Source organism: Rubritepida flocculans DSM 14296 (assembly GCF_000425365.1).
GTDB lineage: Bacteria > Pseudomonadota > Alphaproteobacteria > Acetobacterales > Acetobacteraceae > Roseococcus > Roseococcus flocculans.
In genome coordinates, this window is record NZ_AUDH01000027.1 from 13821 (window position 1) to 30211 (window position 16391).

A 16391-nucleotide genomic window follows, 5' to 3' on the forward strand; every position below is an offset into this window, starting at 1 on the left:
CGCCAGGAGAGATCCCCTTGCTGGAACGCAACTGGCAGTCCCTCATCAAGCCCGAGAAGCTCCTCGTCGAGTCGGGCAGCGCCGACCTGCGCCAGGCGACGCTGGTGGCGGAGCCGCTGGAGCGCGGCTTCGGCATGACGCTCGGCAACGCGCTGCGCCGCGTGCTGCTCTCCTCGCTGCAGGGCGCGGCGGTGACGGGCGTGAAGATCGACGGCGTGCTGCATGAGTTCAGCAGCCTGACCGGCGCGCGCGAGGATGTGACGGACATCATCCTCAACCTCAAGCAGCTCGCCATCCGCTACCATGGCGAGGGGTCGAAGCGCCTCATGCTGACGGCCACCGGCCCCGGCGAGGTGACGGCGGCGCAGATCCAGACCTCGGGCGACATCGAGATCTGCAACCCGGAGCTGGTGATCTGCACCCTGGACGAGGGCGCGAAGCTCTCCATGGAGCTGACCATCGGCACCGGCCGCGGCTATGTGCCCGCCTCGCAGAACCGGCCCGAGGACGCGCCGATCGGCATGATCCCGGTGGACGCGATCTACTCGCCCGTCCGCAAGGTCAGCTACCGCGTGGAGCCCACGCGCGTGGGGCAGGTGACCGACTATGACCGCCTCGTGATCTCGGTCGAGACGAACGGCACGGTGGCGCCGGAGGATGCGGTGGCGCTCGCCGCGCGCATCCTGCAGGACCAGCTCGCCCTCTTCGTCACCTTCGAGGAGCCGCGCGAGAAGGCCCGCGACGAGGTGCAGGACGACCTGCCCTTCAACCGCAACCTGCTGCGCAAGGTGGACGAGCTCGAACTCTCCGTCCGCTCGGCGAACTGCCTGAAGAATGACAACATCGTCTACATCGGCGACCTGGTGCAGAAGACCGAGCAGGAAATGCTCCGCACGCCGAACTTCGGGCGCAAGTCGCTGAACGAGATCAAGGAGGTGCTGGCCTCCATGGGTCTCTCGCTCGGCATGCCGATCACCGGCTGGCCGCCCGAGAACATCGAGGAGCTGGCGAAGAAGATCGAGGAGCCGTTCTGACGCCTTGACGCCTCGGCGCGGCCTCCGCCCGGGGGCGGGCGCTCGGTCGGGCACGGCGGCGGTCGCGATGGCGGCTGAAGTGTCGGATGTCGGTGGCCCCCGGGGGCTTCCGATCTGGATGTGATGGTTTAGGCGCCCCTGGCGCCGATGGAGTGATGTGATGCGTCACGGTATGGCCAATCGGAAGCTCGGCGTCACCTCGACGCACCGCCTCGCCATGTTCCGCAACATGGCGACGAGCCTCCTCAAGCACGAGCAGATCACCACCACGCTGCCCAAGGCGAAGGAGCTGCGCCCCTATGTCGAGCGCATCATCACGCTCGGCAAGCGCGGCGGGCTGCACGCGCGGCGGCAGGCCTATGCGACGCTGATGGACGAGAAGGTGGTGGACAAGCTCTTCACCACCATCGCCGAGCGCTACAAGGCCCGGCCCGGCGGCTACACCCGCGTGCTCAAGGCCGGCTTCCGCTACGGCGACATGGCGCCCATGGCGGTGATCGAGCTGGTGGACCGCGACCCGGCCGCCAAGGGCCAGGACAGCGGCCCGAAGCCGGAGAAGGCCGAGGAGCAGGAGGCGGCGTAACGCCCCCTCCGGCATGACAGTGGTGCGAAGGGGCGGGGGGTGACCTCCGCCCCTTTCGCTGTCTGCGCTACTGGAAGCGCAGCGCCGCCGCCACCTGGGGCGAGAACCCCTCCACCGCGCCGCGCAAGGCCGCGGGCCAGGGGGCGAAGCGGGGCGGCACGAAGAGCGCGGGTGCCGGGCCGTCGTAGAGAATGATGGCCACCGTCTCGCTGCGCGTGTCGAAGGCCAGCAGAACCCGGGCCTCTCCCGCCCGGGCCCGGCCGTGCAGCCAATCCCCGCTGACCGCGAGTCCCGGCCCTTCGCCGCGCAGCGCCTCGGCGAGCAGCCGCTGCCGGCCCTGCGCCATGGCGCGCAGCCGGGGGCCCACGGCCGGATGGGTGGCCAGCGCCAGCACCGGCTGGCCGGCCAGCTCCAGCAGCTCCGGCGCCTGGGCGCGGGCTGCGCCCGGGGCGAGCGCCGTCAGCGCCAGAAGCGCGCGCCTATTCAATGCGGATGTTCGCTTCGCGCACCAGCGCCGCCATCTGCGCCCGCCCCTCGGTGACGAAGCGCGCGAACTCGGCCGGGCTGTTGCCCACCGGCACGGCGCCGAGCTGGGCGAGGCGCGCGCGCACCGCCTCCTCGCCCAGCGTGGCCGCCAGCGCGCCATGGATGGCGGCCAGGGCCGGGCCGGGGGTGCCGGCGGGGGCGAAGAGCGCCGCCCATTCGGAGAGGGTGATCCCCTGCAGCCCCTGCTCGGCGAAGGTGGCGAGGCCCGGGGCCAGCGCCACGCGCTCGGGCGCGGAGAGGGCGAGGAAGCGCGCCCGCCCGCTCTCCACGATGGGCCGGGCCGAGAGCAGGGTGATGAACACCCCGTCCAGCGTGCCGGCGGCGAGGTCGCGCGCCGCGTCCGCCCCGCCGCGATAGGGCACATGCGTGACCTCGATGCCCGCCGCGCGCTGGAAGGCGGCCAGGCCGAGATGCCCCGCCGTGGCGTTGCCCTGGGTGCCGATGGAGAGGGTCTGCCGCCGCGCCAGCGCCAGGAACTCCTCCAGGCTCCGCGCCGGCAGATCGGCCTTCACCGCCAGCACCTGCGGAAAGGTGACGACGAGCGAGATGGGCGCGAAGGCGGTGGCGTAGTCGAAGGGCAGGCCGCGCAGGAGGGCCGGATTCACGATGTGGCTGGAGGCGTCCATCAGCAGGGTGTGGCCGTCCGCCGCGCTGCGCGCCACCTCCGCCCCGCCCAGCGAGCCGCCGGCACCGGTGCGGTTCTCCACCACCATGGGCTGGCCGAGGCGCTCGCTCATGCGCGGGGTGATGGCGCGCGTCGCGCTGTCGGCCGCGCCGCCGGCGGCGAAGGGCACCACCACCCGCACCGGGCGCGAGGGCGCCCAGCCCTGGGCGCGCGCGAAGCCGGGCAGGGCGAGCAAGGGCAGGGCGAGGACGGGGCGGCGGCGCAGCATGTTGGTTCCTCCGGAATATTCCCCGCGAAAACCCCGCCCTGGCCCGCGCGTCAAGCGGCTGGACAGCGCGCCCCCCGCGTGGCTTGCAGCGCGCATGGCGGATGTGGCGGTGGTGGGCGCGGGCCCGGCGGGGCTGATGGCGGCGGAGGTGCTGGCGGCGGGCGGCGCGCGCGTGACGCTGTGCGACGCCATGGCGCGGCCGGGGCGGAAATTCCTGCTCGCCGGGCGGGGCGGGCTGAACCTCACCCATTCCGAGCCGCTGGAGCGCTTCCTCACGCGCTATGACCGCCCGGAGATCGCGCCGCACATCCGCGCCTTTCCCCCCGCCGCGCTGATGGCGTGGTGCGAGGGGCTGGGGCAGGAGCTGTTCATCGGCACCTCCGGGCGGGTCTTCCCGCGGGCCATGAAGGCCTCGCCGCTGCTGCGCGCCTGGCTGCGGCGGCTGGAGGGGCTGGGCGTCGCCTTCCGCCCCCGCGCGCGCTGGCTCGGTTTCGGGGAGGGGCGGGCGCTGCGCTTCGAGGGGTTCACGCTCGCGCCCGATGCGGCGGTGCTGGCGCTGGGCGGGGCCTCCTGGCCGGGGCTCGGCAGCGATGGCGCCTGGGTGGGCGCCTTCGCGCCGGAGGAGGTCGCGCCGCTCGCGCCTGCGAACATGGGGTTCCGCGTGGCCTGGTCGGCCCCCTTCGCCGAGCGCTTCGCCGGCGCGCCGCTGAAGCGCCTCGCTCTCTCGCACGAGGGGCGGCGCTGGCGGGGCGAGGCGGTGGTGACGCGCCAGGGGCTGGAGGGCGGCCTGATCTACGCCGCCGCGGCGGCGCTGCGCGCGGCGGCGCCGGTGACGGTGGCGCTCGATCTCCGGCCCGATCTCGACCACGCGACGCTGGCGGCGCGGCTCGGCGGCGGCGCGCAGTCCCTCGCCAACCGGCTGCGGCGCGCGGGGCTCGCGCCCGCCGCCATCGGGCTGGTGCAGGAGGCGCTGCACGCCGGCGCGCCGCGCGGGGATCTCGCGGCGCTGGTCAAGGCGCTGCCGCTGCGGCTCGAGGCGCCCATGGGGCTCGCCCGCGCCATCTCCACCGCCGGCGGGCTGCGCTGGGCGGCGCTGGACGAGGCGCTGATGCTGCGCGCCCGCCCCGGCGTGTTCTGCGCGGGCGAGATGCTGGACTGGGAGGCGCCGACGGGCGGCTATCTGCTGCAGGGCTGCTTCGCCACGGGCCGCGCGGCGGGGTTGGGGGCGCTCGCCTGGCTCAGTCAGCGGGCTTCGCGGGCGCCAGCAGCATCAGCCGGTTGAGCAGGGCGGGCGGCAGGGCCGCTGTCAGCCGCGTCAGCGCATAGAGCGGCCAGGGATAGGCGATGCGCGTGCGCCCCGCCGCGATGCCGGCGAGCGCGCGGCGCGCGGCCTCCTCGGGCGACATCATCCCGGGCATGGGGAAGGGGTTGTTCTCGGTCATCGCCGTGCGGATGAAGCCGGGGCAGAGGGCGTGCACGCGCAGGCCGCGCCGCCGCTCCGTGCCGTCGCGCGCCTCGGCCCAGGCCCTGGCGGCGGCCTTGGAGGCGCAATAGGCGGGGGCGGTGGCGGCGGGGAGGAAGCCCGCGATGGAGGAGACCACCGCCACATGCCCGCGCCAGCCATCCGCGCCGGGCGCCTGCGCGGCCATCGCCTCCAGCGCGGGCAGGGCGGTGTTGAGCACGCCCGTCAGGTTCGTCTCGAAGATCAGGCGCACCCGCGCGTCCTGCTCCTGCGCCTCGCCCGTGCCGGCCGAGACGCCCGCATTGGCGATGACGAGATCGAGTCGGCCCGCGCCGCGCACCCATTCCGCCATGGCCTCGGCGTCGCGCACATCCACGCGCCGGGTGGCGACGGTGGCGCCGGCCTTGCGGCAGGCCTCGGCCACCGCCTCCAGCTCCGCCGCGCGGCGCGCGCCGAGGTGCAGCACCGCCCCGGGGCGCGCCAGGAGCCGCGCGAAGGCGGCCCCGAGCCCGGCCGAGGCGCCGGTGATCAGCACATGGGCGAAGCGCATCGGCTGGACTCCTCCGGCGCGGCGCGAGAGAAGGCCGGCCATGACCAGCGCCTTGATGAGCATGACGGGCTTCGCGCGGGAAGCCGGGCAGCTTCCCGACGGAACGGCCTATGCCTGGGAGCTGCGCAGCGTGAACGGGCGCGGGCTCGATCTGCGGCTGCGCCTGCCCGGCGGGCTCGATGCGCTGGAGCCCGCGCTGCGCGAGGCGGCGGCGAAGCGGCTCAGGCGCGGCAATGTCCAGGCCAGCCTGACGCTGAAAGCCGAATCGCGCCCCGCCCTGACGCCCGACCCCGCGGCGCTGGAGCGCGCGCTCGAGCTCGCCCTCGGCCTCGCCCAGCGCCTCGGCGCGCCGCCGCCGCGGGCCGAGGCGCTGCTCGCCCTGCCCGGGGTGCTGCGCGCCGAAAGCCCCGAGCCCGAGGAGGCGGCGGAGGAGGCGAAGCGCGCCGCGCTGCTCGCCGGCTTCCAGCGCGCGCTGGAGGGGCTGGTGGCGGCGCGCCGGGGCGAGGGGGCGCGGCTGCGGCCGGTGCTCGAGGCTCTGCTGGAGGAGATCGCCGGGCTGCGCGAGGCCGCCGCCGCCGAGGCCGCCGCTCAGCCCGCCCAGCAGCGCGCGCGCTGGCTGGAGAGCCTGGCCACGCTGCTCGACGAGAACGCGCGCGCCCGCATCCCCGAGGAGCGGCTGGCGCAGGAGGTGGCGCTGCTCGCCGCCAGATCCGACGTGCGCGAGGAGCTGGACCGGCTGGCCGCGCATCTGGAGGCCGCGCGCGCGCTGCTCGCGGAGGGCGAGGGCGCGGGGCGCAAGCTCGATTTCCTGGTGCAGGAGTTCGTGCGCGAGGCGAACACGCTGTGCAGCAAATCCGCCTCCGTGGCGCTGACCCGCATCGGGCTCGACCTCAAGGCCGCCATCGAGCGGCTGCGCGAGCAGGCCGCCAATGTCGAATAGCCCCGCCCGCCGGGGGGTCTGCCTCGTCCTCGCCGCGGCCCCCGGCGGCGGCAAGACCAGCGTCTCGCGCGCCCTGCTGGCGAGCGAGCCGAACCTCACCCTCTCGGTCAGCGTCACCACCCGCCCGCCGCGCCCCGGCGAGCAGGAGGGGGTGCACTACTTCTTCCGCAGCATGGCGCAGTTCGAGGAGATGGCGGCCGCGGGCGAGCTGCTCGAGCATGCGCGCTTCCTCGGCCGCGGCTACGGCACGCCCCGCGCGCCGGTGGAGGCCGCCCTCGCCGCGGGGCGGGATGTGCTGTTCGACATCGAGTGGCAGGGCCACCGCCAGCTTCGCGAAAGGCTGCCGGGCGATGTGGTGGGCGTCTTCCTCCTGCCGCCCTCGCTCGAGGAGCTGGAGCGCCGGCTGCGCACCCGCGCTCAGGACAGCGAGGAGGAGATCGCCCGCCGCCTCGCCGCCGCACGCGAGGAGATGACCCACTGGGACGAGTTCGACCACATCCTGATCAACGCGGATTTCGAGCGCACGGTGGCGGATGCGCGCGCCATCCTGCACGCCGCCCGCACGGCGCGCGCGCGGCTGCCCGGCATGGCGGGATTCGTCGAGACGCTGCTGCGTGGCTGACGCCTTCCTCACCCTGATCGAGGTGGTGGCGCCGATCTTCGCGCTCATCCTCGCCGGGTGGGTGGCGGCCTGGCGCGGATGGGTGGGCGAGGCGGGCTTCGCGGGGCTCAACGCCTTCGCCTTCTCGCTGGCGGCGCCGGCGCTGCTCTTCGCCTCGGGCACGGCGGGGCATGGCGGGGGCGGCGGTGCGGCGCTTGCCTTCTTCCTGGGCTGCGCGGTGCTTTACGCGGCCACGCTGGCGGGCGGGCTGCGCGCGGGGATGGGCCTCGGGGGCGCGGGGCCGCTCGCGCTCCACGTCACCTTCGGCAACACGGTGATGATGGGCATCCCGCTCATCGCCGCCGCCTTCGGGCCGCAGGGGCTTTCGGTGCTGCTCGCCATCCTCGCGCTGCATTCCATGGTGCTGCTCGGCACGGCGACGGTGGTGGCGGAGCTCGCGCTCAACAGCGGCGCCTCGGCGCGGCGGCTGCTGCGCAACACGCTGCGCGGCGTGCTGCGCAACCCGATCGTGATGGCGGTGCTGCTCGCCATGGTCTGGAGCAGCCTCGCGCTGCCGGTGCCCGGGCCCGCGCGGCGCACGCTGGAGCTGCTGGGCGCGGCCGCGCCGCCCGTCTCGCTGTTCTGCCTGGGCGGGTCGCTGCGCGCCTTCCGCGCGGCGGGGCTGTGGCGGCGCACGGCGCTGACGGCGCTGCTCAAGCTGCTCGTGCTGCCGCTGCTGGTGTTCGGCTTCTGCCGCCTGTTCGGCCTCGGGCCGCTGGAGACGGCGGTGGCGGTGACGACGGCGGCGCTGCCTACCGGCGCCAACGCCTTCCTGCTGGCGCGGCGCTACGCGGCCGGCGCGGCGGAATCCGGGGCGGCGGTGCTGGTCTCCACCATGGTCTCGGTGCTGAGCCTTTCGGCGCTGCTCGCCTGGCTGCGCTGATGCGGGCGGCATGTCACGCCGCCCGTCTCAGTCCGCCTCCAGCAGCGGATCGAGGCCGAGCGCCAGCGCCAGCGCTTCCAGCCGGCGCAGCACGCTCTCGCCCGCGAAGACGCCGGCGCCGCGCTTGAGCCGCAGCACCAGCCGCCGGCCGCGGCGTTCGAGCTCCGTCGCTTCCAGCAGCCCGGGCACGCCGCCCGAGAGGGTGTAGGCAAGGCGCAGCGCCGCCCCCAGCGCCTCGGCCCGGCGCACGGTGGCGGCGGAGAGCAGCGCCCGCGCGGGCGCGAGGAAGGGCGCGGCCGGCTCGGCCTCGTAGCGCAGCGCCGCCACCAGGGCCAGGAAGGCGCGCACATGGTGGTCGAGCCCCACGCCGTGCAGGCGCAGCAGGCGCAGGAAGGCCTGCTCGGCGCGGTATTCCGGGTGGTCGCGGCTGCCGCTGTCGCTGATCCAGCAGGCGGCGGCGCGCAGCTTCGCGTCCGGCTCCACCTCCTCGGCCAGCGGGGCGAGCCAGGCGAGGAGGGCGGGCGGCAGCCCCGTGTCGCGGCCGAAGCGCGCGCCGATCTCCATGGCGGCGGCGAGCAGCGGGTCCTCCTCCCGCCGCGCCGCCTCCAGCCGGCGGGCATACCAGCCCTCGCGCAGCCCGTTGGCCGAGAACACCACGCGCGCCACATTGGCCGCGCGCAGCAGCCGGCGCATGACGACCGCGGCGAAGGGCAGATCCTGCACGCGCTTGGTGGGGGCGGCGGGCATGCGCTCCAGCGCCTTGCGGGGCGCGTTCATCACCACCCCCGCGAGGTCGCGCGCCTCCTCGCGGCGGATCGCGTAGTGGTGGACGATGGCGAGCGGATAGCCCGTCTGCGCGATGTGGATGCGCGCGAGCGCGCGGAAGGTGCCGCCCACCAGGAACAGATCCTTCAGCGGCTCGGCGCCCAGCCAGGGCACGGTCTTGAGCTCGGCCTCGACGATGGCGCGCGCGCGGGCCACGTCCTCGCCCGCGCGTTCGGCCAGGCGGATGGTGCCGAGCGGCAGCGAGGCCGTCTCGGCGATGCGCCCCTGCGCGAGCCGCACGAGCTCGAGCGAGCCGCCGCCCAGATCGCCCAGCACGCCATCGGCCTGTGGCACGCCGAGCAGCAGCCCCTCGGCCGAGAGCCGGGCCTCCTCCTCGCCCGAGAGGATGGTGACCGGCACGCCGGGCATGACGCGCCCGAGCCCGGCCATGAACTCCGCGCCGTTGGTCGCGTCGCGCACCGCCGCGGTGGCCAGCACCTCGAGCGGATCGGCGCCCATGCCGCGCGCCAGCGCGTGGTAGCGACCGAGCACGGTGAGCGCCTGGGCCGAGGCCTCCTCGTTCAGCCGCCCCGTGGCGTGCAGCCCGCGCCCGAGGCCGAGCACGGCCTTCTCGTTGAAGATGGCGTGCGGGTTGCGCTCCCGCCCCTCGAAGACCACGAGGCGCACGGAGTTGGAGCCGAGATCCACCACCCCGAAGCGCGTGCGGGTGGCGCATGTGCCGTCCATGCGCTCAGTCCTGGTGCAGCTTCTCGGCGCGGCCGCGGCGCGGCGCGGCGGGGCGCGGCGGGCGGGTGAGCGCGCTGCCGCGGCCCGAGAGAGAGGGGTTCGTCATGAAATACTCGTGCGCCGAGAACTGGCGCGGATCGGGCGGGCGGCGGCGCCAGGAGCCGTCGGGCTCCAGATCCCAGGACTGCGCGGCGTCCTTGAGGTTCACGACCATGATCTGGTCGAGCACCTGGGCGTGCACGGTCGGGTTCTCCACGGGCACCATGGTCTCCACGCGCCAGTCCATGTTGCGCGCCATCCAGTCGGCCGAGGAGATGTACACGCGCGCCCGGCGCGAGGGCAGCTTGTGGCCGTTTCCGAAGACGTAGATGCGCGAGTGCTCGAGGAAGCGGCCCACGATGGACTTCACGCGGATGTTCTCCGACAGGCCGGGCACGCCGGGGCGCAGGCAGCAGATGCCGCGCACCACGCACTCCACGATGACGCCCGCCCGGCTCGCGCGGTAGAGCGCGTCTATCAGATCCTTGTCCACCAGCGAGTTCATCTTGAGCCAGATGCCCGCGGGCCGGCCCTCCTTCGCGAAGGCGATCTCCTGCTCGATCAGCCCCATCAGGGTGGGGCGGATGGTCAGCGGCGCGAAGGCGAGCTTCTCCATCGCCTCGGGCCGGGCGTAGCCGGTCATGTAGTTGAACAGCTTCGCCGCGTCGCGCGTCAGCGCCGGATCGGCCGTGAAGAAGCTGAGGTCGGTGTAGATGCGCGCGGTGATGGGGTGGTAGTTGCCCGTGCCGAAATGCGCGTAGGAGCGCAGCCCCCCCGCCTCGCGCCGCACCACGAGGCTCACCTTCGCATGCGTCTTGAGCTCGACGAAGCCGAAGACGACCTGCACGCCGGCCGCCTCCAGCTCGCGCGCGATGGAGATGTTGCGCTCCTCGTCGAAGCGCGCCTTGAGCTCCACCATGGCGGTGACGGATTTGCCCACCTCGGCCGCCTCGATCAGCGCGCGCGCGATGGGGCTGTCGCGGCTGGTGCGGTAGAGCGTCTGCTTGATGGAGACCACGTTCGGGTCGCGCGCCGCCTGGCGGAGGAACTGCACCACCACGTCGAAGCTCTCGTAGGGGTGGTGCACCACGATGTCCTTGGCGCGGATGGCGGCGAAGCAGTCCCCGCCATAGTCGAGGATGCGCTCGGGGAAGCGGGGCGTGTAGGGGGTGAAGAGGAGGTCCGGCCGGTCCTCGACGATCAGCGCCTTGAGGTCGGCCATGCCGAGCAGCCCGTCCACGGTGAAGACCGCCGCGCGGTCGGCGTCGAGTTCCTCGGCGACGAAATCCACCATGTCGGCGGGCATGCGCGCGTCCACCGAGAGGCGGATGGCGCGGCCGCGGCGGCGGCGCTTCAGCGCCGTCTCGTAGCTGCGCACCAGATCCTCGGCCTCCTCCTCGAACTCCACGTCGGTGTCGCGGATCAGGCGGAACAGGCCGCGCTCGGCCACGATGAAGCCGGGAAAGAGGTGGTGGAGGTTGAGGCCCACCACATCCTCGAGCAGGGCGAAGCGGATGCCCTCGCCCGGGCCCGCGGGCAGGCGGATGAAGCGGTCCACCTGCGGCGGAAGCGGGATCAGCGCGCGCATGGTGCCGCCATCCTCCTCGCGCACCAGCTTGAGCACCATGCAGAGCGCGAGGTTGGCGATGAAGGGGAAGGGGTGCGCGGGGTCCACCGCCAGCGGGGTGAGCACGGGGAAGACGCGCTCGTGGAAATAGGTCTCGAGCCAGGCGATGTCGGCCTCGCTCAGCTCGTCCGCATCGAGCAGCGAGAGGCCGGCGGGGCGCAGGAGCTGGCGCAGCGTACGCCAGGCCTGCTGCTGCGCCTCGATGAGCGCGAGCGCGCGCTGGTGGATGGCGGCGAGCTGCTGGGTGGGGGAGAGCCCGTCGGGCGAGGGCGTCGTCACCCCCTCGCGCTCCTGGCCCACCAGGCCGGCGACGCGCACGGAATAGAACTCGTCGAGGTTGGAGCCGGAGATGGCGAGGAAGCGCAGCCGCTCGAGCAGCGGGTGCTGCGGGTTCGCCGCCTCCTCCAGCACGCGCGTGTTGAAGTCGAGCCAGGAGAGCTCGCGGTTGAAGAAGCGGCCCGGGGCGTCGGGGGCGGGAAGCTCGAGGCTCTGTTCGGCGGCGGACATGGCGCGAGCCTACAGCAGCGCGGGGCCGGCCGGCAGGGCGGGTTCGGGCGATGTCTCCGAAGCGTCACCCAGCAGCGGGGCGAGGGCGGCGAGCGCGGCGCGGCGCGTCAGCCGCCGGCCGGAGGCCAGCGCGGCGTGGTCGAGCCGCGCCACCGCCTCGGCCATGGCGGCGGCGCTGCGCGGCAGCCGCGCGCGCAGGAAGGCCGCAAGGCCGGGCTCGAGCGCGAGCTGGCGGTCGGCGAGGTGCTTGGCGAAGAGCGCCTCCAGCAGCGCGTCCGAGGGCTCGCCCGTCATCGCCACCGCGGTGGCGGCGAGGCGCGAGCGCAGATCGGGCAGGGCGATGCGCCAGCGCGAGGGGGCGGCGGCGGCGGCCATGAGCACGGGCAGCCCGGCCTCGGCGCAGGCGTTGAGCAGGTGCAGCAGCGCCGCCTCCTCGGCCGGCGCGTCGGCGTCGTCGAGGGCGAGGCCGCGGGCGGGCAGGGGGGGAAGGCCGCGCAGCGCCGGGCCCTGGCGCAGCTCCCAGCCCTGGGCGGCGGCGGCGATGTGCAGCAGATGCGTCTTGCCCGTGCCCGGGGGGCCGGCGAGCACGAGCCGCCCCATGGGCCAGCGATCGGGGGCGGCGAGCCAGCGCAGCGCCTCCTCGTTGCTCGCGTCCGGCACGAAATCCGCCGCGGCGAAGGAGGGGGGGGAGAGCGGCAGCGGCAGGGCGAGCTGGCTCATGCCGGCTCGCGCGCGAGCTGCGCGGAGATGGGCGGCAGGGCGAGCTGGCTCATGCCGGCTCGCCCGCGCGCGGCCTGGGCGGGAAGCGCCGCACGCCCCTCACCCCTCCCGCCGGGGCGGGTCGAGGTAGAGCGGGCTTTCCAGGTAGCGCGCCAGCCAGTGGCGCGCCACCACGCCCACCGCGGCGGCGATGGGCACCGCCAGCAGCACGCCCAGGAAGCCGAAGGCCACGCCGCCGGCGAAGAGGGCGAAGATGACCCACACCGCGTGCAGCTCCACCCGGTCGCCCAGCAGGCGGGGATAGATCACATAGCCCTCCAGCACCTGGCCCAGCACGAAGATGCCCACCACCAGGATCACCCCGTTCCAGTCGCCCCATTGCCCGATGGCGAGCAGCACCGCCAGCGCGAAGCCCGTCAGCGAGCCGACATAGGGGATGAAGGAGAGGAAGCCCGAGATCAGCCCCACCATCAGCCCCAGCTCGAGCCCCGCCGCCGAGAGGCTGAGCGCATAGAACAGCCCGAGCGCCAGGCAGCAGAGAAGCTGCCCGCGCAGCCAGGCCGAGAGCACCCGGTCCATGTCGCGCGCAAGCTGGATGACCGTCGGCGCGGAGCGGCGCGGCAGCCAGGATTCGATGCGCGCCATGATGCCCGGCCAGTCGCGCAGCAGGTAGAAGCTCACCACCGGCGTCACCACCGCGAGGGTGAAGACGTTGAACAGGGCGAAGCCGCCGCCGATCAGCCGCGTGGCGGCGGTGCCCAGCCAGCCGATCATGGCGCCCGCCTGGCTGATGATGAGCTCGCGCAGCCGCGCGTCCACCACCTCGGGCCCGGCGGCCTCCTCGAGGTTCATCAGGAACTCGCGCAGCGCGGCGTTGATGGTGGCGATGTAGCCCGGCAGCCGCGCCAGCAGCACGCCGATCTGCGCGACGATGAGCGGATAGAGCAGCAGCAGCGCCAGCAGCCCGAACAGCAGCAGCAGCGTGACCAGCAGCAGGGCCGAGGCCCAGCGCGGCAGCCCCCAGCGCGCGAGGAAGGTGGCGATGGGATCCAGGAAATAGGCGATGCAGGCGGCCAGCACGAAGGGCGTGAGGATGGCCGAGAACATCCACAGCGCCAGCAGCAGCCCGCCCACCGCGCCCCCCAGCAGCAGGGCGCGCTGGCGCGGCGTGGCGCCCACCCGCGGCGCCCGGCCGCGCCCCGGCGGGGGGGCGTGGTCCATCACGGCGCCGCCCCGGCGCGCAGCCGCCGCGCCGTCTGCGCGACATAGGCGAGGCCTGAGGCCAGGGTGCTCCCCGCCGTGGCCCAGATCAGCGCCGCCTTCAGCCCCCCCAGCGGCAGGTCGAAGCCCGCCGCCAGCAGCGCCACGGCGGCGAGCGCGATCTGCAGCGCCGTGTTGAGCTTGGAGACGAGGAGCGGCGCGATCTCCGGCCTGTCCCCGATCATCCACAGCAGCAGCAGCCCGCCCACGATCACCGCGTCGCGGAACACGACGAGGATGGCGAGCCAGTCGGGCAGCACGCCCACCAGCGCCAGCGCGACATAGACGGAGACGAGCAGCGCCTTGTCCGCCACCGGGTCGAGCAGCGCGCCGATCTGCGAGCGCGCGCGGCGCACGCGCGCGAGCCAGCCGTCCAGCGCGTCCGAAATCCCGGCCGCGACGAAGAGCAGGAAGGCGAGGTCGAGCCGCCTCTGCACGATCAGCCAGATGGTGGCCGGCACGGCGCAGAGCCGCGCCAGCGTGATCATGTTGGGCAGCGTCAGCAGATTGTGCGTGGCGCCCGTGGCGGGCGGCCGCGGCTCAGCCTCCGGCAAGGCCCACCTGCCAGCCCGCGCCCTCGGGCTGCACCACGAGGCCCGCGGCCGAGAGCGCGGCGGCCGCCTCCTCCGGCGCGCGGCTGAGTCCGAGCCGCACCTGCGCCGCGTCCATGCTGATCTCCAGCACCTCCACCCGCACCACCGCGCCCGATTGCAGCATGCGCCGCCGCGCCTCGGTCCAGGCGGAGAGGGAGCCGGTGCGCACCGTGGCGATGACGGCGCCCGTGGCGGCCATGGGGATGTTGAGCCCGCCGCCCCCCGCGCCGGCCAGGGGCAGGGGCCGGCCCAGCGCCGCCCCCACCGCGCCCGGCTGGAACTGGAAGGTGAGGCGGCCGATGTAGCGCGTGGCGGTGGTGCGTTCCTCCTCCACGATCATCGCGCCCACCAGCGCCTCGATCTGCGAATCGCTCAGATTGGGCGCGGGGCCGCCGAGCTGCGCCATCATGCGCTGGAAGGCGATGCGCCGGGCGCTGGCGATGGCCGCCTCCCGCGCCGCCACCGCGTCGGCCGCGCTCGCCTCCGCCGGCACGCCGCGCTGGAGGAGGGGGTTGTCCTGCGCCGCCGCCGGGGGGCAAAACACCGGGAACAGGAGCAGGGCCATGAGCCAGCGCCACGCGCTTCGCCTCGCCGTCACCGTTCCTGTCCTTTCCCCCGGGGTTCTCCCCCAGACTTAGCCCATCGGAGGCGGCCCTGAACAGTTCGCGAGAGACAGGCCTGACCTACGCCGCCGCCGGCGTGGACATCGCGGCCGGCGATGCGCTGGTCGAGCGCATCAAGCCGCTGGCCCGCGCCACCGCCCGGCCGGGGGTGATGGGCGGCATCGGCGGCTTCGGCGCGCTGTTCGACCTCAAGGCCGCCGGCTTCACGGACCCCGTGCTGGTCAGCTCCACCGACGGGGTGGGCACCAAGCTGCGCCTGGCCATCGAGGCCGGCCACCACGCCGAGGTGGGCATCGACCTCGTCGCCATGTGCGTGAACGACCTGGTGGTGCAGGGCGCGGAGCCGCTCTTCTTCCTCGACTACTTCGCCACCGGGAAGCTCGAGGTGGCGCAGGCGGCCGAGGTGGTGGCCGGGATCGCCGAGGGCTGCCGCCTGGCCGGCTGCGCCCTGGTGGGCGGCGAGACGGCCGAGATGCCCGGCATGTACCAGGCGGGCGACTATGACCTCGCGGGCTTCGCCGTCGGCGCGGCCGAGCGGGGCGCGCTGCTGCCGCGCGCCGTGGCGCCGGGCGATGTGCTGATCGGCCTCGCCAGCACGGGGGTGCATTCCAACGGCTTCTCGCTGGTGCGCCGCATCGTGGAGGCGGCCGGCCTCGGCCTCGACGCCCCCGCGCCCTTCGCGCCGCAGCAGCCGCTCGGCCGCGCGCTGCTCGCGCCCACGCGGATCTATGTGAAGAGCGTGCTCGCCCTGCACCGCTCGGGGCTGCTCAAGGCGGCCGCGCACATCACCGGCGGCGGGCTGCCCGGCAACCTGCCGCGCGTGCTGCCCGAGGGGGTGGTGGCGGAACTCCGCGCCGGAAGCTGGCCGGTGCCCGATGTCTTCTCCTGGCTCGCGCAGGCCGGCGGCGTGGCGGAGGCCGAGATGCTGCGCGTGTTCAACTGCGGCCTCGGCATGGTGCTGGTGGTGGCCGAGGCGGATGCCGAGGTCGCGCTGACGGCGCTGCGCGCGGCGGGCGAGGAGGCGCATCCGGTGGGCCGCCTCGCCCCCGGCGCGGGCGAGGCGCGCGTCGTGCTGGAGGGATCGCTGCCGCTGTGAAGGCGCGCGTCGCCATCCTGATCTCGGGCCGCGGTTCCAACATGGCCGCGCTGATCGCGGCGGCGCGGGCGCCGGACTATCCGGCCGAGATCGCCCTCGTGCTCTCCAACCGCGCCGATGCGGGCGGACTCGCCCTCGCCGCGGCGGCGGGCGTGCCGGTGGCGGTGGTGGAGAGCCGCGGCCGCCCGCGCGAGGCCTTCGAGGCGGAGCTGCAGGCGGTGCTGGAGGCGCGGCGCATCGGCCTCGTCGCGCTGGCCGGCTTCATGCGGGTGCTGACGGAGGGCTTCGTCCGCGCCTGGGAAGGGCGGATGCTGAACATCCACCCCTCGCTGCTGCCGGCCTTCAAGGGGCTCGACACCCACCGCCGCGCGCTGGAGGCCGGGGTGCGGCTGCATGGCTGCACCGTGCACCTGGTGAGCCCCGGCGTGGACGAGGGGCCGATTCTCGCCCAGGCCGCCGTGCCCGTGCTGGCGGAGGACGACGAGGCGGCCCTCGCCGCGCGGGTGCTGGCCGAGGAGCACCGCCTCTACCCGGCCGCGCTGGCTTGGCTCGCGGCCGGGCGGGTGCGGCTGGAGGGCGGGCGCGCGCGGGTGGAGGCCGAGGGCGCGTCGGGCGTGCTGGCCAACCCCTTGCCCGGCCCGGCCGCGCTTTCTACACAACCGCCGAGGGATTGAGGGAGCCGAGCGGTGGCCGAGCAGAAGATGGAGATCGAGCTGGTCGAGGTGAAGGCCGAGGACATCATGGCCGAGCGCCAGGCCATGTACGACGCCTTCATGAAGGCGGTGCCCTGGGGCATCGGCCTCACCGCGGCCATCCTGATCCTGATCTACCTGATCTGGGGCTGAGCCGGCCGAGGGTCGGC

At 74.6% G+C, this 16391-nt stretch carries 18 protein-coding genes; 9 read left to right on the forward strand and 9 right to left on the reverse strand.

The window, feature by feature from the left end:
* Positions 1-17 precede the first annotated feature (17 nt).
* On the forward strand, positions 18-1034 hold the full coding sequence (locus H596_RS0115800) for a DNA-directed RNA polymerase subunit alpha (RefSeq protein WP_027285707.1): 1017 nt from the start codon (positions 18-20) through the stop codon (positions 1032-1034).
* Positions 1035-1194: 160 nt separating this feature from the next.
* Positions 1195-1617, forward strand: a complete 423-nt coding sequence (gene rplQ, locus H596_RS0115805) for a 50S ribosomal protein L17 (protein ID WP_027285708.1) — start codon at positions 1195-1197, stop codon at positions 1615-1617.
* A 67-nt stretch (positions 1618-1684) separates the two neighbouring features.
* Here rplQ and H596_RS0115810 read toward each other — a convergent pair whose 3' ends face one another.
* Both H596_RS0115810 and H596_RS0115815 read right to left on the reverse strand, forming a co-directional pair.
* The gene (locus H596_RS0115810) at positions 1685-2104 is read right to left on the reverse strand and encodes a hypothetical protein (protein ID WP_027285709.1); all 420 of its coding nucleotides are present in this window, start codon (positions 2102-2104) and stop codon (positions 1685-1687) included.
* Entirely contained in the window at positions 2097-3056 is a 960-nt protein-coding gene (locus tag H596_RS0115815; RefSeq protein WP_027285710.1) for a Bug family tripartite tricarboxylate transporter substrate binding protein, read from the reverse strand. The genes H596_RS0115810 and H596_RS0115815 overlap by 8 nt, the downstream gene beginning before the upstream one ends.
* Positions 3057-3150: 94 nt before the next feature.
* Between H596_RS0115815 and H596_RS0115820 the strand changes: the two genes are divergently transcribed.
* On the forward strand, positions 3151-4338 hold the full coding sequence (locus H596_RS0115820; RefSeq protein ID WP_037301767.1) for a BaiN/RdsA family NAD(P)/FAD-dependent oxidoreductase: 1188 nt from the start codon (positions 3151-3153) through the stop codon (positions 4336-4338).
* Here the strand turns inward: H596_RS0115820 and H596_RS0115825 are convergent.
* Positions 4295-5068: an SDR family NAD(P)-dependent oxidoreductase gene (locus H596_RS0115825; protein ID WP_027285712.1), complete on the reverse strand. Its 774-nt coding sequence runs from the start codon at positions 5066-5068 to the stop codon at positions 4295-4297. The genes H596_RS0115820 and H596_RS0115825 overlap by 44 nt on opposite strands.
* A gap of 40 nt (positions 5069-5108) precedes the next feature.
* Between H596_RS0115825 and H596_RS0115830 the strand changes: the two genes are divergently transcribed.
* Genes H596_RS0115830 through H596_RS0115840 form a run of 3 tightly spaced genes read left to right on the forward strand, consistent with a single transcriptional unit; the run spans position 5109 to position 7552 of the window.
* A complete protein-coding gene (locus tag H596_RS0115830) occupies positions 5109-6008 on the forward strand; it encodes a YicC/YloC family endoribonuclease (RefSeq protein ID WP_027285713.1) in 900 nt (299 codons plus the stop codon).
* The gene (gene gmk / locus H596_RS0115835) at positions 5998-6630 is read left to right on the forward strand and encodes a guanylate kinase (protein ID WP_027285714.1); all 633 of its coding nucleotides are present in this window, start codon (positions 5998-6000) and stop codon (positions 6628-6630) included. The genes H596_RS0115830 and gmk overlap by 11 nt, the downstream gene beginning before the upstream one ends.
* Entirely contained in the window at positions 6623-7552 is a 930-nt protein-coding gene (locus H596_RS0115840) for an AEC family transporter (RefSeq protein ID WP_027285715.1), read from the forward strand. Before gmk ends, H596_RS0115840 begins: the two co-directional genes overlap by 8 nt.
* Positions 7553-7579: 27 nt before the next feature.
* On the opposite strand, the gene H596_RS0115845 is transcribed toward H596_RS0115840, so the two are convergent.
* From H596_RS0115845 to H596_RS0115870, 6 genes are all read right to left on the reverse strand, one after another.
* Positions 7580-9064: a Ppx/GppA phosphatase family protein gene (locus H596_RS0115845; RefSeq protein ID WP_027285716.1), complete on the reverse strand. Its 1485-nt coding sequence runs from the start codon at positions 9062-9064 to the stop codon at positions 7580-7582.
* Positions 9065-9068: 4 nt separating this feature from the next.
* Positions 9069-11237 (reverse strand): RNA degradosome polyphosphate kinase, encoded by a 2169-nt coding sequence (locus H596_RS0115850; RefSeq protein WP_027285717.1) that lies wholly within the window; start codon positions 11235-11237, stop codon positions 9069-9071.
* Positions 11238-11246: 9 nt separating this feature from the next.
* Positions 11247-11957 carry an HdaA/DnaA family protein gene (locus H596_RS21985; protein WP_051213233.1) on the reverse strand — a complete coding sequence of 237 codons (711 nt, stop codon included), beginning with the start codon at positions 11955-11957 and terminating at the stop codon, positions 11247-11249.
* Positions 11958-12056: 99 nt separating this feature from the next.
* Positions 12057-13178, reverse strand: a complete 1122-nt coding sequence (locus tag H596_RS0115860) for an AI-2E family transporter (RefSeq protein ID WP_156910151.1) — start codon at positions 13176-13178, stop codon at positions 12057-12059.
* Positions 13178-13771 (reverse strand): CDP-alcohol phosphatidyltransferase family protein, encoded by a 594-nt coding sequence (locus H596_RS0115865; protein WP_245584035.1) that lies wholly within the window; start codon positions 13769-13771, stop codon positions 13178-13180. The genes H596_RS0115860 and H596_RS0115865 overlap by 1 nt, the downstream gene beginning before the upstream one ends.
* On the reverse strand, positions 13758-14375 hold the full coding sequence (locus tag H596_RS0115870) for a hypothetical protein (protein WP_027285720.1): 618 nt from the start codon (positions 14373-14375) through the stop codon (positions 13758-13760). The genes H596_RS0115865 and H596_RS0115870 overlap by 14 nt, the downstream gene beginning before the upstream one ends.
* An 89-nt stretch (positions 14376-14464) precedes the next feature.
* On the opposite strand from H596_RS0115870, the gene purM reads away from it, so the two are divergent.
* Genes purM through H596_RS0115885 form a run of 3 tightly spaced genes read left to right on the forward strand, consistent with a single transcriptional unit; the run spans position 14465 to position 16374 of the window.
* Complete coding sequence (gene purM, locus H596_RS0115875) at positions 14465-15529, forward strand: phosphoribosylformylglycinamidine cyclo-ligase (RefSeq protein ID WP_027285721.1); 1065 nt, start codon at positions 14465-14467, stop codon at positions 15527-15529.
* Positions 15526-16203, forward strand: coding sequence for a phosphoribosylglycinamide formyltransferase (gene purN / locus H596_RS21990; RefSeq protein WP_211225301.1), 678 nt, complete (start codon positions 15526-15528; stop codon positions 16201-16203). Before purM ends, purN begins: the two co-directional genes overlap by 4 nt.
* Before the next feature lie 12 nt (positions 16204-16215).
* Complete coding sequence (locus H596_RS0115885) at positions 16216-16374, forward strand: hypothetical protein (RefSeq protein ID WP_027285722.1); 159 nt, start codon at positions 16216-16218, stop codon at positions 16372-16374.
* Positions 16375-16391 lie beyond the last annotated feature (17 nt).

What these genes read in the sequence shown, in the direction of transcription:
- rplQ (WP_027285708.1), top strand. Translation starts at nt 1,195, where the DNA reads ATGCGTCACGGTATGGCCAATCGGAAGCTCGGCGTCACCTCGACGCAC.
- H596_RS0115815 (WP_027285710.1), bottom strand. Translation starts at nt 3,056, where the DNA reads ATGCTGCGCCGCCGCCCCGTCCTCGCCCTGCCCTTGCTCGCCCTGCCC.
- H596_RS0115820 (WP_037301767.1), top strand. Translation starts at nt 3,151, where the DNA reads ATGGCGGATGTGGCGGTGGTGGGCGCGGGCCCGGCGGGGCTGATGGCG.
- H596_RS0115825 (WP_027285712.1), bottom strand. Translation starts at nt 5,068, where the DNA reads ATGCGCTTCGCCCATGTGCTGATCACCGGCGCCTCGGCCGGGCTCGGG.
- H596_RS0115830 (WP_027285713.1), top strand. Translation starts at nt 5,109, where the DNA reads ATGACCAGCGCCTTGATGAGCATGACGGGCTTCGCGCGGGAAGCCGGG.
- gmk (WP_027285714.1), top strand. Translation starts at nt 5,998, where the DNA reads ATGTCGAATAGCCCCGCCCGCCGGGGGGTCTGCCTCGTCCTCGCCGCG.
- H596_RS0115845 (WP_027285716.1), bottom strand. Translation starts at nt 9,064, where the DNA reads ATGGACGGCACATGCGCCACCCGCACGCGCTTCGGGGTGGTGGATCTC.
- H596_RS0115850 (WP_027285717.1), bottom strand. Translation starts at nt 11,237, where the DNA reads ATGTCCGCCGCCGAACAGAGCCTCGAGCTTCCCGCCCCCGACGCCCCG.
- H596_RS21985 (WP_051213233.1), bottom strand. Translation starts at nt 11,957, where the DNA reads ATGAGCCAGCTCGCCCTGCCGCTGCCGCTCTCCCCCCCCTCCTTCGCC.
- H596_RS0115860 (WP_156910151.1), bottom strand. Translation starts at nt 13,178, where the DNA reads ATGGACCACGCCCCCCCGCCGGGGCGCGGCCGGGCGCCGCGGGTGGGC.
- H596_RS0115870 (WP_027285720.1), bottom strand. Translation starts at nt 14,375, where the DNA reads ATGGCCCTGCTCCTGTTCCCGGTGTTTTGCCCCCCGGCGGCGGCGCAG.